This is a genomic window from Bacillus sp. 01N42_2 (genome assembly GCF_056399565.1).
Window position 1 is genome coordinate 669540 of record NZ_JBFTRO010000002.1, and the last position, 13206, is coordinate 682745.

20 protein-coding genes are annotated in these 13206 nt (G+C 47.0%); 2 read left to right on the forward strand and 18 right to left on the reverse strand.

Annotation, left to right across the window (positions count from 1 at the left end):
• Nucleotide 1 precedes the first annotated feature (1 nt).
• From AC1DN5_RS07070 to AC1DN5_RS07155, 18 genes are all read right to left on the reverse strand, one after another.
• Nucleotides 2-1399 (reverse strand): phage tail sheath family protein, encoded by a 1398-nt coding sequence (locus AC1DN5_RS07070; RefSeq protein WP_045925721.1) that lies wholly within the window; start codon nt 1397-1399, stop codon nt 2-4.
• Nucleotides 1399-1608: a YqzN/YkzM domain-containing protein gene (locus AC1DN5_RS07075; protein ID WP_047475412.1), complete on the reverse strand. Its 210-nt coding sequence runs from the start codon at nt 1606-1608 to the stop codon at nt 1399-1401. Before AC1DN5_RS07075 ends, AC1DN5_RS07070 begins: the two co-directional genes overlap by 1 nt.
• Nucleotides 1605-2051 (reverse strand): hypothetical protein, encoded by a 447-nt coding sequence (locus AC1DN5_RS07080; RefSeq protein ID WP_064778318.1) that lies wholly within the window; start codon nt 2049-2051, stop codon nt 1605-1607. Before AC1DN5_RS07080 ends, AC1DN5_RS07075 begins: the two co-directional genes overlap by 4 nt.
• Nucleotides 2052-2054: 3 nt before the next feature.
• Nucleotides 2055-2552: an HK97 gp10 family phage protein gene (locus tag AC1DN5_RS07085; protein WP_366969511.1), complete on the reverse strand. Its 498-nt coding sequence runs from the start codon at nt 2550-2552 to the stop codon at nt 2055-2057.
• A complete protein-coding gene (locus AC1DN5_RS07090) occupies nt 2549-2905 on the reverse strand; it encodes a DUF3599 family protein (RefSeq protein ID WP_016936448.1) in 357 nt (118 codons plus the stop codon). The genes AC1DN5_RS07085 and AC1DN5_RS07090 overlap by 4 nt, the downstream gene beginning before the upstream one ends.
• The gene (yqbG, locus tag AC1DN5_RS07095) at nt 2902-3285 is read right to left on the reverse strand and encodes a protein YqbG (protein WP_099744180.1); all 384 of its coding nucleotides are present in this window, start codon (nt 3283-3285) and stop codon (nt 2902-2904) included. The genes AC1DN5_RS07090 and yqbG overlap by 4 nt, the downstream gene beginning before the upstream one ends.
• Nucleotides 3286-3301: 16 nt before the next feature.
• Entirely contained in the window at nt 3302-4237 is a 936-nt protein-coding gene (locus AC1DN5_RS07100; protein WP_007407274.1) for a phage major capsid protein, read from the reverse strand.
• A gap of 25 nt (nt 4238-4262) precedes the next feature.
• A complete protein-coding gene (locus AC1DN5_RS07105) occupies nt 4263-5105 on the reverse strand; it encodes an XkdF-like putative serine protease domain-containing protein (protein WP_366969513.1) in 843 nt (280 codons plus the stop codon).
• A 19-nt stretch (nt 5106-5124) separates the two neighbouring features.
• Entirely contained in the window at nt 5125-6516 is a 1392-nt protein-coding gene (locus AC1DN5_RS07110) for a phage portal protein (RefSeq protein ID WP_099744186.1), read from the reverse strand.
• A 48-nt stretch (nt 6517-6564) separates the two neighbouring features.
• Nucleotides 6565-7863 carry a PBSX family phage terminase large subunit gene (locus tag AC1DN5_RS07115; RefSeq protein WP_016936452.1) on the reverse strand — a complete coding sequence of 433 codons (1299 nt, stop codon included), beginning with the start codon at nt 7861-7863 and terminating at the stop codon, nt 6565-6567.
• Entirely contained in the window at nt 7860-8657 is a 798-nt protein-coding gene (locus tag AC1DN5_RS07120) for a terminase small subunit (protein ID WP_016936453.1), read from the reverse strand. The genes AC1DN5_RS07115 and AC1DN5_RS07120 overlap by 4 nt, the downstream gene beginning before the upstream one ends.
• A 114-nt stretch (nt 8658-8771) precedes the next feature.
• Nucleotides 8772-9281 (reverse strand): sigma-70 family RNA polymerase sigma factor, encoded by a 510-nt coding sequence (locus AC1DN5_RS07125; RefSeq protein ID WP_099744181.1) that lies wholly within the window; start codon nt 9279-9281, stop codon nt 8772-8774.
• Between the two features lie 112 nt (nt 9282-9393).
• A complete protein-coding gene (locus tag AC1DN5_RS07130; RefSeq protein ID WP_045925401.1) occupies nt 9394-9597 on the reverse strand; it encodes an XtrA/YqaO family protein in 204 nt (67 codons plus the stop codon).
• On the reverse strand, nt 9587-9928 hold the full coding sequence (locus AC1DN5_RS07135; RefSeq protein ID WP_045925400.1) for a hypothetical protein: 342 nt from the start codon (nt 9926-9928) through the stop codon (nt 9587-9589). The genes AC1DN5_RS07130 and AC1DN5_RS07135 overlap by 11 nt, the downstream gene beginning before the upstream one ends.
• Before the next feature lie 97 nt (nt 9929-10025).
• A complete protein-coding gene (locus tag AC1DN5_RS07140; RefSeq protein WP_095240868.1) occupies nt 10026-10193 on the reverse strand; it encodes a hypothetical protein in 168 nt (55 codons plus the stop codon).
• Nucleotides 10193-10993, reverse strand: a complete 801-nt coding sequence (locus AC1DN5_RS07145) for an ATP-binding protein (RefSeq protein ID WP_099744182.1) — start codon at nt 10991-10993, stop codon at nt 10193-10195. The genes AC1DN5_RS07140 and AC1DN5_RS07145 overlap by 1 nt, the downstream gene beginning before the upstream one ends.
• Nucleotides 10893-11720: a hypothetical protein gene (locus AC1DN5_RS07150; protein ID WP_016936460.1), complete on the reverse strand. Its 828-nt coding sequence runs from the start codon at nt 11718-11720 to the stop codon at nt 10893-10895. The genes AC1DN5_RS07145 and AC1DN5_RS07150 overlap by 101 nt, the downstream gene beginning before the upstream one ends.
• On the reverse strand, nt 11710-11889 hold the full coding sequence (locus AC1DN5_RS07155) for a hypothetical protein (protein WP_047475424.1): 180 nt from the start codon (nt 11887-11889) through the stop codon (nt 11710-11712). The genes AC1DN5_RS07150 and AC1DN5_RS07155 overlap by 11 nt, the downstream gene beginning before the upstream one ends.
• 190 nt (nt 11890-12079) lie before the next feature.
• On the opposite strand from AC1DN5_RS07155, the gene xre reads away from it, so the two are divergent.
• Together xre and AC1DN5_RS07165 are read left to right on the forward strand one after the other, a co-directional pair.
• Nucleotides 12080-12418: an HTH-type transcriptional regulator Xre gene (gene xre, locus AC1DN5_RS07160; protein WP_016936462.1), complete on the forward strand. Its 339-nt coding sequence runs from the start codon at nt 12080-12082 to the stop codon at nt 12416-12418.
• A 147-nt stretch (nt 12419-12565) separates the two neighbouring features.
• Entirely contained in the window at nt 12566-13156 is a 591-nt protein-coding gene (locus AC1DN5_RS07165; protein WP_045925396.1) for an ImmA/IrrE family metallo-endopeptidase, read from the forward strand.
• The last annotated feature ends 50 nt before the right edge of the window (nt 13157-13206 follow it).

Here is a 13206-nt window from a genome sequence, read left to right on the forward strand (position 1 = left end):
CTTAGTTTACCTCCACATTAAAGTAGAATTTTTCTGCTGCATCCACAGGCTGCACGGCGAGATCAATTAAAAAGCCGTCGCGGTCTTCATTAAGGCCGATTGTAATGTCTTTATCTGAATCAAAGTTAGCGATGCCGCCCGCATCCTGAAGCGTTGTCAAATATTGAATAATCATCGTTTTGACGAATTGAAGGCCGTCGTTTGTCGCTGGAAGATCGCTTCCGGTGCCTTTTTTCGATTTAATTAAAGCTTTCAGTTCACGTGTCAAATCGTTATTCACCGCATCAAGCACACGGACGATTTTGTTTTTCGCGAACTTTTTGTTTTTCTCTGCCGTAAATGTCACCAATGAGTTGATATCTTTTTCAACGCTGACTGACTTATCACGGGCGTCATAAGAGAAAAGGAATTCACCTTTGGAAAGGCGTTCGATCACTTCATCATGAGTCAGACGATGCAGCACATCGACCGCGCCTTCATATTCAACGAAAGTTAAGGATTGGTTAAATGCAGCGCCGGCACTTGCGCCTGCCACCCACGCGGTCGCATCTTCAGCTTTAATTTCGGTTCCGTCTTCAAGCAGGACGCCCTCAGTCACATTGATGATACCTTCGTAATCTCCGTTGTAATGGGCAGTCACCCCTTGCACTTTCTGTCCCTGCGCATCGCGAAGGCGTTTAATGAATGCGGCAAATGTCGCTTTCAGCTGATCGTTATCCGCGACAGGAAGAGCGATGACATCGAAATTCTCCGTTTCAGCCGCAGCTAAAAAATCCGTATAGTCTGAGTTGACCGGCGCTTTATCAGTTCCTCCCGCAAGACGGATGCCTGCCTGAGGATTTAACGTTTCTCCGGACTCTTCGTCAGTGCCTGTCAGCGGGATGGAAGCCGACAGCTCGCCCGTTCCCGTGAATGTGACATAGCCGTTCGCTTTTAACTCCTCGGCCTTTTTCACCGTTTGTTTGTCAACTTCCGCTTCATCCATGTATGTGGTCACATCGAAAGCAGTCTGGTCAAGGACGTTCTCACTGATGCGGATAATGATGTCATTTCCTTTTGAACCGCCGTACAAAGCGGTTGCTTTTACACCTTGCGAAAGATCGGCGCTCGCTCTGATTCCCTCTGTCAGACGGTACATCAAAACGGTTTTTGCTTTCTTTTTCGCCTCGCGCAGCAGAATCAGTGACGGATCTTCAATACTGAGCCCTACTTTTTTATTCAAATCTTCAATGCTTGAAATAGAGACGAATGTTTTCGCTTCCCCCCAGTTAGATGCGACGGGCAGGGCGACAATCCCCCGTTCACCGATTGTGACCCGCTCCTGGGCTGTTGTCTTAAAGTTAAAATAGATCCCGGCACGTTCTTTTTCTTTTCCTTGCGTAAATGTTCCGCCGTTCATTATTGCATGACCTCCTTGGTTAAAAATGCTTGAATGTAAGTCTGGGCTTGCGCTTTTGTCATTTGTTTCTGCTTCACGCCGAATAAAGCCCCCTGGAGAATCTCAGGTTTTACGCCGAAAAGCTCCTTCGCGTGCTTTGTTAAATCCGCCGTGTCAAAAAGAATCGCTCGTTCTGCTGTTGCGGCATTTTTCTTTTTATGTTCTTTCACTTTTGTTTCACCCCGCTGTTAATGTCCACATCCCGCAGTGCGGGAGATGTTTGTTTCTGATAGTAGTAGCGGCTCGTCCAGCGGATGGTGATCACTGCCTCGCCTTTGTCTCCGACTCTTGTTTCGATACGGCTGATGCGGACGAAATCACCCGTATCCTCTCCTGATTCCGTAAGCAGCGGAATGATCTGTCTTGATTCTCTCACCGCATCAGCAATCCGGTCGGCTGCAGAGAGCGCCTGCACCGAGTCAGTATGAAACAGCTTCACATTCAGACTGTATGTCTTCTTAAAGGTAGAGACTGTGTCATTCTCGTCAAAAACATACGGGGGCGGGATGTAAAGGGACGGCACTTGAAATTGTTCAGGCAGTTCATTTTCATATACGGGCACGCCGCACTGCTGATACAAAAAAGCGGCGATTGAACCGGTCTCGCGATTCATCCGTTATCTCCCCCCTAACGTGTTGAGCCACTGATTGAAGCGCTTGTCCAGCGAACCGGCGAAGATGGTTTCATACATAAGAAGGGCTTTGTCCCAAAACCCATTCCCGCTGATCCACTGTTTTTTGAGGGCCATTCCGGTTGAAGCTGACGGATCATAGATGAACCGGGAGCCTTGAAAATACCCGGGCACCCATCTGACATTTTCATCTGAGACGGTCCAATGTCCGTCATTTATGAATGAGGCATACTCTACATTAGTGCCGATTTCAAGGGTCAGTCCCCCGTTTTCAATGATCCATACATGATCCTGCGCTCCTTTTCGGAAGGAAGACAGCAGGTTTTCTGTATCAATCCCTCCCGAATGCATGAGCTCCTCCCGTACCAGGTCGAGAAAATCCTCCCCTGATTGTTCCAGCCATCGGCCAGCCTGACGGGCAAATTCTCCGGATGATGTCTTTTGCAGCGACCGATTCCATTTTTCCAGGCTTTTTTTGCTCATAGTCTGTCATCTCTCACAGCGATGGCCTCCCAATGGTGCTGTCTTGCTTTCTTCGGCATTTCCAGAATATACGCCTGTCCTTCCCAAATGATTTTGTCATTAACACGCACTGCAGCCTCTTTCGGAAAATGAACGAGAAACCGCTGATATACTTTATGATCAGGCGCAAGCTGAATAAGCCGCTGCTGTTTTTCAACAAACAGGCACGGCACGTCTTCAGCGTCGGGAACGTCCGGATAAGTAAAAACAGGCTGGAGCTTTTCAGCGGGAATGCCGAAGCGCCCGGCCTTCGGAACTGACACCGTCTCATGATAAATATCGCATCTGTCAGTGAGCAGCCGTTCATAGCTCATAACGGTCTCACCTTAGCGCTTATAGAAACCGGGGAATAGCCCGGCGCGATATATTCACAGAGCAGATGGTATACCGCCGGTTTTCGGATTCCGCCTTCCCCCGACACTGTATAGGAATAGTCGCCTATCTTTTCAGATTGATAGGCGGAAGCGGCGGCTTCATTCTGATTGATCAGCGCAAAATATTGAGAAAGCTTTAATAACGCAAGCTTAACCTTCTCGGGAAGCGGTGAGTAAACAGGATCAGTGAACGAGTGCCCCGCCATTCTGGCCGCTTCCGCTTCCGCCTCCAGAATGTCCTGTATAAGCAGCGGCTCCGGCCTGTTTTTGACTTCATCATAAACTGAATATGAGGCAACATCAGACGGCTGAATTAACATAACTGCCACCCCCGGCTTATTCTTTAACGTTTACGATTTTGGCGCTTGCATCTTCTTCTTCAAATTTGCTGTCAAGTTTAGCCGTCAGTACGATAATAAATTTTCGGCTGCGGATATCTTTATCTACTTCGATTCGGATATTCCGTGAAAAACCGAGAATGATATTTTTCGGGTGAGTCAAAATGATGTCGGACGCATCGTACTGGGAATCACCTTCTCCGACTGAGTACGGCTGCAGATTGGAAACCCCTTTGACCGGAACGCCGAATGCTGAGGATAAACCGCCCTGCACCGCAAGATCCCCCAGATTGGTCTGACGGTCAGCCACACGGTCTTTCCATTCAATCTCCATGCCCTGAGACGTGTAGAATCTGAATTCCTGAGGCAGGCGTAAATATTTTGCCGGAATGGCTTTCAAACCTTTTTTAAATGTAGCTCTGGACAGCTCTTCCCCATTTCCGTCGATGACGTGAGACACAGTCTGTTTACGGATTCCGTCAAGCTGTGCCAAATACGGATCAGAAGAAGATGTATCGCCGTTTACGACAAGCTCTTCAATATCAACTGCCGCCCGCTCCGCTAAAATCTGCATGATTGTCTGCTGCAGACCGTCTTTTTCAATGTTGTTTTCAAGCGTGTCATAGGTGATGTTAATTTCCGCAATGACTTCTTTCGTATTCAGCTGCACCGTACTTGTTGCCGGGACGGTCAGCTGATCGTCCGTTAAGGCTTTTCCTTCCTCAGCAGCACGCAGAATACGCTGGCCGAAACCGATTTTTTCAAATTTCTGCGAGTCGTTTTCCATTTGAATCACACGTGATTCGCTGAAAATGGTCGGCGTGTTCTGCACCATGCGGATAAATGCTGAAGCTTGTGCGGGATTCATTAAACCGCCGCTTTTTAAAGCGGAAAGTGACATTTCCGCCTTTCTGATGATATCTTGATTTCTCACTAACAGTTCCTCCTTCTGACTGGGCTTAAAGCAGTCCGCTCCAAATGGATTTTTTAACAGGTTCTTGGCCGCCCGTCTCTTCTTCCGGCTGCTTTGAAGCGCCTCTTGCTTTTTCAAGCGCTTCGATGCGTTTAATAATCGGCGCCAGCATGTCCTCGACAAGCGTTTTCAGTTTTTCTTCATCAGACTGTGCAGGCGCCCCGTCTTTGTCTTCCGTATTTTGCTCCATACTGTCAAGCCGCTTTAAGAGCGGGTGCAGCGCGTGTTCAATCGATTCTCTTACATCATCTTTTCTCATCTTGTTCAAGTCCTCTCCCTTGCGGTATCTTGATTTGCGGTCACGGTCGAGAAATTGCTTGACCGCGCCGATTAAGCCGGCTTGCTTTTCCGCCGGCTCCTCGTAAACATCAGCGGTTCCCGCCATGCTGTAGCCTGTAATGACACCTGCTTTAATCTGATCCCATACTTCATCGGAGGCTTTGGTGACAAGCACCCAAGATCCTTTCCGGATCACAGCATTCCCGATTTCAAAGTCATCCGGGGCGACGTACGACTCCACCACCTCGCCGGTTCCGCCTTCAAAATTATGATTTGTATCAATGTTGCGGGCGTCCGCCAAAAAACCGTGAGCGGCCTTTTCAATCTCTTCGGCCGTCATATAATCGCCATGGGCATCCGGGACATTCGGCTCGTAAACGATGCCGTAGACAAGCTTCTGCTCATCAGGTTCGCTTTTTGTAAACACCTGCACCTTTTTTTCAAATGACGGAAGGCCGGCTGCTTTTGTGAAAAAAAATTCTGTTTGGTTCGCCGCTTTATCGACATAACTCACAAAACTGATGACGGCATTTCTTAATTCTCTCGGCACGAGATGTTTTCACCCCCTTTCAGGATTGCTCTTTTTTCCCTTTCAGCACCGGCCGGCTGTAGTACTCTTCCGGCCATTCCTCAAGCGTTTTGCCGAGCACTCTTCCGGCCAGATCACGGAGGTCATTAGGAGAAACCGCGCCGGCGGAGATAAATGGCGTAAGCACCTTCGCAATTTCAAGCGGATCGCGAAAATCAGGCCCTTTTAATGTGAGCTGTACATCGTGAAGCCCCAGTTCAGGCAAAAATAACGTATTGAGCTTATTAATCAGCGTTTTCCGCTCCGGCTGAAACACCTGCTCCTCCGTGATTTTGCGTGCCGTATCGGCTGTGGCTTTGTTGTATTCCTGCGCCTCGCCCGTATAAAGCGGCGGGAGACGAAACGCGGAGCGGAGTTTATTTCTGCTTTTGTCGTCATATTCAAGAAACAGCGCATCCTCCTGCAGAATTTCCGCAAGTGATTTAATTTCCACAGACACAGGCGTAATGTCTTCGCCTCCGTGAAGGTCTTTTTCCTTCGCAATGCCTTCCGCCTCAATCAGCAAAAATTTGTGGGCGTTTTCCACCCCTTCAAGGTCATTCATATAATCGTGAAGCTCTTTGTACGATGCTTCTGACAGCATACCGTTTTCAACCGTAATGGCGGCCGGCACGTGACGGCCCTGTTTGAAATACATAAAATTCAGTTCTTCCGCTTTCCGGGCGCCGTACAGATTGACGATATTGCCGACCCAGCGCGGAATACCGTACGTTCCGCTTCCGATTTTTAAGTGAACGGCTTCATTTGCCCTGTACTTTTCAGGCAGGGTTTTTACGTATTCGCCGGTTCTCATGTCCATCATACGGGGATCGCCGTATTCCTTGAAAAACACTTTCCGTCCGTTCAGCATCTGAACATATTTACGGAACCGTTTTTGCCTTTTAATCGTTTTGGATGCGCCGTTTTCTTCATAGGAAAACGTGACCTCAACAGGATCAGTCACACCGCATACCCGCATATGCTTTACATCCAGATATTCAATCCCCGCCGGTTTTCCCAGCCCGTCCCGGAGCACCTCGAGAAAACCGTTGCCTGTTTTTTCACGGTCTTCTATCGCATATCCGAGGATCGTCTCAGCCGATTCATCAAAATGAAGACATTTGTAAAAGCTCTCCAGCTTCATCCAGTTTTTTTCGGCCCGCGCCTTTTTGCCCGGGGAGCATTCTGAACTATTTACGTCAAAGGTATATTCCACATCGAATCCAAAACCCGTAATATTAACCCGGTATGCGTCAATGCACTGCTGAAGAATGGTCGAATATTCGGCGATCGTTTTCAGCTCGATCAGATTATAGGGCGGTGAAATGATATCTTCTCCGTACAGATCGGCAAATTGATCTTCGTGCATCTGCCTTGCCTGCGGCGCGGCCATTTTTGATTTAATGACGGTGGCTCTAACGTTTTGATTGTTGGGCAACGTTTACCTCCTCCTTTCCCGATTCGGACGCATCCGTTTTTGCGATGACTCTTTCAGATCCGCCGCGTCATAATCATCCAGCGCGTACCAAATGGCTGAAAGTGTGTGGGGATCAATTGAAAACTCATCTTCCGACAGAGCGCCGTTTTTGTTTTTCGCATATGTTAAGTTCTGCAATTCGCGGATCGTATTTTCACAGCTGTCTGAGCAATAGATGTGTCTGAACCGTTTCAGCTTTTTCGTATACTGGAGCCTTGAGCCGGGAAATTTTTTGGCCGCGACCATACAAAAGCCCTGCCTGCGGAAATATTGGATGCTTTTCGGCTCGGCCGAATCCGCCTTGATCAGCTCTTTTTGATCCGCCAATTCCTGAAGCTCTTCAGCTGTCTGGTCATCGGTCATTTTGTTTTTGTAATACTCCCAGAAAATATAAAGCTCTTTTTGATCGGGATCGACGGCAAGCCGGATGACCGCATTGTATGACTCTTCAAAACCGAAATCCATGCCCGTCCGAAACAGAGGGCGCCTGATGGCGGCAATCCTCTCTGTTACTTCGTTGTGCTCCAGGACCTGAAATTGCGGAAATACACGGATGCCGTTCACGCCGAACTGTCCTTTGCGGGCGATCCGGTACAAATCGGGATCGTATTGCCGTAAGCTGTCCAGCTGCTTAATATAGCTTTTCGGCAAAAACAGATTGTCGCACGCTGTGGAATGATGGTAATACGTATCTCCCTTAACGACGGTGCCTTTTTCATACAGCATCTGATCATCCAAAACGAACCGTTTTTTTTGCTCATCACGAAAAAAATGCCGGTACGTCCAATTGGAAGTGCCGACGGGATTTGTGGTGCATATCATATGAAGCGAAAGCTCGGGATGGCGCAGACGGCCGATCAGCTCCTTAAAGCCTTCATATTTCACTTCTGAGCATTCTTCAATCCAAATCAGAGAAATATGATGAATGGATTTCAATTTGGCCGGGTTGTCCATCCCCTTAAACATAATCCGGCTTCCGTTTGAAAATCTCAGCTGCATCGGTGAAGACACGGCCTTTACGGCATGTCCCAGCTTAAGCTCTTCGATAATGTCCTCAAACAAGGCAAAGGTAGAATCTCTGTGCGTATCGAAAACTTCCCGCACCACAAGCGCCGTCCGCTTTTCACGAAGCAGCTTCAAGATGATTTTCAGCGCGGTATGATAGCTTTTTGACGACCCATAGCCTCCGACGAGAAATTGGTACGTTTCATTCCAATTGAATAAATAATCTTCAAAGCGCGGGTTGACCGCTTTTTCAATCATGGCCGTTCCTCTTTCCGCGTAATGACAATGTCAATCGGCTTTTGGCTGTCTTCTGATTTTTCCAGCTTCTGCTGCGCCAGCTTTAATTTTTCATTTTCAATTTTTTGTTTAAATTGATCGGGGAAAAGGTCAAAGTACAACGACAGCTTTTCAAGAGCCTTCATTTTGTCGGCAAGCTTGATTGCAATGCCTTCTTTCCCGAGTTTTGCCTCCGTAACGATCGTTCCGTCCAGCAGATTCGAATCTTTAACATCAACGTAGCTGATTTCCTGCATAATCGGATTATCATTTTCGTCAAAGAGCGGCCCTGATTTTCCGAAGGCCTGAACCTCTTTTTTTCCGAAGGTTACATAATCGGTAATGTCGGCAAAAGCGATTTTCACATAGACTTGAAGAACGTCCATCGCTTCGACAAACACTTTATTGACCATTTCCTTTTTCATGCGGCTGATTTCTTTGGCGACTTTTTCGTTTTTTAACAGCCTGCTTCCCGTGACATGCGCGCTTTCCGGTGAATACCCGGCTTTTATCGCAGATTGGGTGGCGTTAAAGCTTTTCACATAATAAAGACAAAACAGCCGCTGCCGTTCGTTTAACTCATCACTTTCGGCCGGGGCGATTTTTCCGCCGCTTTCCGCGTTCTTATCGAGCGCCTCGTCCCAGCGCCCTTCTTTTTTCCATCTGCCGATCGTTCTTGCGGATACGCCTGATTTGCCGGCAAGGGCGCGGTTTGTGATGCGGCCTTTATGAGACTGATAGATTGTAAATGCCTGTTCTCTTTTTGCGTTTTTCATGCTACGGCATCACCGCCACCTCCGACATGGATGTCTATAATAAAAAGCGGCTTCTTTCGGGCCGCTTTTTGTAATCGTCTGTTCACTTCTAAGTGGCAAACGTATGACAACATTTTAAGCAGGCGACTGATTTCTTTGTTCCTGCTGTTTTTGAATTTTCAGAAGCGCCCGTTTGACCGTCGTCTGTACGGTTGATTTTTTTACATTCAGCAATGCGGCGATTCGTTCATATGAAAAGCATTCCGCTTTGTGGAGCAGCAGTATTTCTTTTTCTCTTTCCGTTAAAACGGCTAATGCTTCCCGCAGTCTGATTCTGTCTTCTTCAGTCACATTCCCGGAAGGTTCGAACATCAGCGCCTGTGAATAGGTATCTATGATTCTCGGATCTTTAATCAGCATCCTTTGATAAGCGTCTCTGCGGTCTATTGCTCTTCTTATGCCGGGCTGCCGGCCTTTTTCAAGCCATTCGGTGACATATTCCAAATCTGTAATGATCGTTCTGATGATTTTTTTATCTTTCAGTTCTTCTGAAGTCAGAGCCGATTCATCGGCTTCCCCCAGCTGCTTGTACCATTTTTTCGTCTCTTTCAGCGTGCGTTTATATTCAAATAGTAAGTCTTCCATCATAGATCCTCCTCTTTTTCGGACAAAAAAAGGACACCGACCAATGCGCAGCATATGTGCGATTGATCAGTGTCCGCAGGCTTTCCGTCTTGGACGTATTCTGTTTTCTCGATTAATTCAATTTAAAGCCGATTTCATATTCGACACGGGCCAGGTCGCCTTTTCTCGTTTCGACAAGCGTTTTGCCGTGCTCCGGCGCCTCTGCGAGCCAGGCTTCATTCTTCAGCCCGTCTACAATAATCACCCGCACCTTGCCTTCTTCCAGCTGGCTTTTTAATGTTGTATGTTCAATGTCTGACAGTTTTTTAGGATTCATGTTTTACGCCCTCCGTCTTTTTCAGGATATTTACTTCATGTATGAGGCTTTCGAGATTATTTATGAATGCTTCTTTTTCTTCAGCGCTTTCTCCCCGGAGCAGGCGGAGAGCCGTTTCGGCCGCCTCAAAAAGTTCCGGGGCTTTCGCCATCATTGCCGCGTTGATCCGCTGTGAGTATGAACTTAAGTTGAAAACGGCCGCGATAAGCCTTCCGTTTGAATAAGGAAATTTCTCTTTTTCCGCTTCGCTGTAAGCAGAATAAATGTAAATGGGTTTTTCTTCTCCGCTGTGTACGGCCCGCCATGGAGCGGGGCTGTTGTTTACTTGCAATGTTTATCCTCACTTTCCATCAGCCTCATGCCATGCTTCAATTTGCTTTTCGATCCGTTTCGCCCTGAACAGCAGGCAAAAAAGCCATTTGATATATTTATACACGTGCATCAAGCCTCGCTTTTGCGTCTTGAACCATTCGCTCAAGACGTTTAATGACCGGCGTTAAATCTGTTCCTGTTTTGCAGTTCGGGCAAGGGTGAAAGACAGCGCCGAAACTTGTTTCCGTCACAACGACCCTCTTTGGCCCGCACAGTTTACACATTATCTCGCCCCCTCTAATCTGTGGTTGACTTCGTATGGGTTTCCATTAATGATGACTAAATAATCGCTGCACATCTCATACATTCTTGTGCCCAATGCTTCATCAACCTGCACCAGCTCGTCACACGCCAGCTCACTCGAGATAAGAAGCGGTTTATGATTTAAATAGCGGTAATTCACGACGGCGTACATTTGTTCAATCTGCCAATCGGTCGCCCGGGGTTTTCCGTTCAGCGGTTTGAACAGATCGTCAATAAAGAGCACATCCGCCCGTTTCATACGGGTCAGTTTTGTATCGAGCAGATCAAAATCATTTTTTAAATCTGTAAATCCCTCCACAAAAGGAAAATACAGCACCGGTGTCTGCTTCTGTCTCATGACATGATTGCTGAGAGCAGTCAGAATGTGGGTTTTCCCCGATCCCGGACGCCCTAATAGGGCAATGCTGTTTTTCCGGCAGTTTTTAATCTTGTCGAAGTTGTCAGCAAATTCAAGGGCGCATTCATATGCGTCAACGATCGCCTGAGGCTTGCCCTGCGTAATAAATCCTTTGAAATCCAGCTTCCGAAAAGCGCCTGTAATCTCACTTGCGCTGAGGATGCGCTCTGCTTTTCGTTCCGCGGCGCAGCGGCACTTGACCCACACATCCATTCCCAGCTGTTTTTCGAGATAACCGCCCTGATCTTTACAGAGCGGACAGTCAAAGCGGCTTTCGTCTGATTCTTCCGGTCTGTCCGCCAGTAATGGACGTTTTCCGTTTTTCAGGTCGGCCAGTATCTGCTCGATCGTTCGTTTTGTCATGTATCGTATTCCTCTCTTTTTTTGTTGTGATTGTCCTTCCCGCAATTCGTGCATTCAAGCGGTCCTCCATAAACTTGGCGCAATAGCTGAAAGCCTTGATCGTTTCAGCTGAAGAGGTGCGCCGCTGTTCAAAAGCTGTAAAGCATTCGCCGAGCCATTTGATTGCTTCTTGTGCTGACGCACCGAGGGAAACAATACGGGCGATGGCCTGATAATCCCGGGGCGACGGGTATACGCTCCGCCCCTCCTGTGCAGACCTTAATCTGATAAAATGGGCGGCAATTTCGGTAATCGCTTCTTCAGCAGTATGATTTTTTGTTATATCTATTTCTCTCTGGACATTTTTGTCCCGGTGATCTGCCGATATTGTCCGGTCAGTTGCTTCCGGGCGGGGCAATGTCCCTTTTTGCGTGAATCTTTTCGAGTGTTTTACGGAGATGATAAGTCCGTAAGGCGCGCGGACGGTTTTGATATATTCATGCTGTTCCAAGCTCTCGAGCCACCGCCTGACGGTTTTTTCACTGACTGCGAATACATCGGCCATTTCTCTTGCTTTTACTGGCTTATGTCCGAGGACAAGCCCCCACTTGACGCCGTCTTTTACGTGTTCCTTTGTCGTTGAACTGATGAACCATAAAAACAGCCATAAAGCGGAACCTATTTTGTCATAATGTTCAGAATTCAATAATCCGGAATAGATAAAAAACGGGTAGCTTTTACGATTCATAACGGACATCTCCGTTTTTCTTCAAACTTATATAGTGTTCATACTGCAATCGGTTATCAAATCGGAACACCGGAAGTCCGCAAGCGGTAAAAGATATCGACCCGCCTGCTTTTCCTAAACTTCTTTGGTCAGCCGGATTGCTGCTGAAACGGATGATAATCGGATGCATCTCTCACCCTCCTGATCAATTTCTTATCATATTTTGATACATTTAGTATCCCTGTGATGTTGATTATAAACGATACTTTTCGTATCATCAAGACCTTTTTGATACTTTTTTTATCATCGCTTTATTTTGATACATTTTGTATCTATAATGATAAGTAACTTAGGGTGTTGAAAAAAGAGAGGTCGTTCGGATGATAGGCGGAAGATTGAAAAGTCTCAGAGGAAAAAAAACGCAGGAAGAAGTCGCAAATCATATCGGTGTCTCGCGCGCCAGATATTCTCATTATGAAAACGGCCGATCTGAACCCGATTATGAAACGCTGCAAAAGCTTGCGGATTATTTCAAAGTGTCGACGGATTATTTGTTAACCGGAAAAGAACCTTCAGATGAAGACATGTTTGCCGATCCCGACCTGCAGATCGCATATCGGGACATGCAGGACTTTTCACCGGAAAGCAAACAGCAGGCCATTGAATTCATTAATTATTTAAAAGAAAAAGAGAAAAACCGCAGGCCGAAACATAAATAATTCGCTCTTTTCCTTAAAATGCTTAACGTTCAGCCGATATAATATCTGAATGTTTATTTTTGAAAGAAAAGGGAATTGATTCAAAGTCCGATCAGGGCTTTTCTTTCTCGCTTAAAAAAGAACATATGTTCGAAAGGGTGTATTCAATTGGGCGATTTTTTAACACATCTTGAGGAATACGTCAAAAACTTATATTGCCGCATGGGAATGACCGCCCCCCTCCATATTGATATGCAAACGATTGCCAAGGAGCTTGACATTTGGATTCATTTTGAAGATACGCACAGCATGATGCTGAAGCGGGACGGCATGTACAGCATCGTCCTGAACCAAAAAAAGTCACCTGAGGAGCAATGGGAGGATTTTGCACACGAACTGTGCCATGTGCTGAAGCATACCGGGAACCATTTCCACATGAACAAGCTGTTCAGGGAACTGCAGGAATTCCAGGCCAACCATTTTATGTACCACTTCTGTGTACCGACCTTTATGCTGTTAAACATGGAGCTTCCTCAGCGGAGGAACCACGCCGTCATTTTAATCGCAGCCGCTTTCCGGGTGACGGCGTCATTTGCGGAAAAAAGGCTTGAGCTGTTTGAACGGCGTAAAGCAGGTATTCAATTTCAGAAGCGGCTCACTTGTCTGCTATCCGACAAGCGGCCGAATGTGTATTACGAAGGCAGGCAGACACACTTGCATGCCGCTGAAGAAAAATCGCCGTATTTTATTGAAAACTAGCGATTCTCTGCCGGCTGAAAACGCAGCCGGCAGAATGTCATCATTTTGAC

Bases quoted from the DNA above. Each gene is read 5' to 3' on its own strand.
- AC1DN5_RS07155 (WP_047475424.1), bottom strand. From the start codon at position 11,889: ATGCATCCGATTATCATCCGTTTCAGCAGCAATCCGGCTGACCAAAGA.
- AC1DN5_RS07145 (WP_099744182.1), bottom strand. From the start codon at position 10,993: ATGACAAAACGAACGATCGAGCAGATACTGGCCGACCTGAAAAACGGA.
- AC1DN5_RS07140 (WP_095240868.1), bottom strand. From the start codon at position 10,193: ATGTGTAAACTGTGCGGGCCAAAGAGGGTCGTTGTGACGGAAACAAGT.
- AC1DN5_RS07110 (WP_099744186.1), bottom strand. From the start codon at position 6,516: ATGGCCGCGCCGCAGGCAAGGCAGATGCACGAAGATCAATTTGCCGAT.
- AC1DN5_RS07080 (WP_064778318.1), bottom strand. From the start codon at position 2,051: ATGAATCGCGAGACCGGTTCAATCGCCGCTTTTTTGTATCAGCAGTGC.
- AC1DN5_RS07070 (WP_045925721.1), bottom strand. From the start codon at position 1,399: ATGAACGGCGGAACATTTACGCAAGGAAAAGAAAAAGAACGTGCCGGG.
- AC1DN5_RS07130 (WP_045925401.1), bottom strand. From the start codon at position 9,597: ATGAATCCTAAAAAACTGTCAGACATTGAACATACAACATTAAAAAGC.
- AC1DN5_RS07115 (WP_016936452.1), bottom strand. From the start codon at position 7,863: ATGATTGAAAAAGCGGTCAACCCGCGCTTTGAAGATTATTTATTCAAT.
- AC1DN5_RS07085 (WP_366969511.1), bottom strand. From the start codon at position 2,552: ATGAGCAAAAAAAGCCTGGAAAAATGGAATCGGTCGCTGCAAAAGACA.
- AC1DN5_RS07125 (WP_099744181.1), bottom strand. From the start codon at position 9,281: ATGGAAGACTTACTATTTGAATATAAACGCACGCTGAAAGAGACGAAA.
- AC1DN5_RS07120 (WP_016936453.1), bottom strand. From the start codon at position 8,657: ATGAAAAACGCAAAAAGAGAACAGGCATTTACAATCTATCAGTCTCAT.
- xre (WP_016936462.1), top strand. From the start codon at position 12,080: ATGATAGGCGGAAGATTGAAAAGTCTCAGAGGAAAAAAAACGCAGGAA.
- AC1DN5_RS07090 (WP_016936448.1), bottom strand. From the start codon at position 2,905: ATGAGCTATGAACGGCTGCTCACTGACAGATGCGATATTTATCATGAG.
- AC1DN5_RS07150 (WP_016936460.1), bottom strand. From the start codon at position 11,720: ATGAATCGTAAAAGCTACCCGTTTTTTATCTATTCCGGATTATTGAAT.
- yqbG (WP_099744180.1), bottom strand. From the start codon at position 3,285: ATGTTAATTCAGCCGTCTGATGTTGCCTCATATTCAGTTTATGATGAA.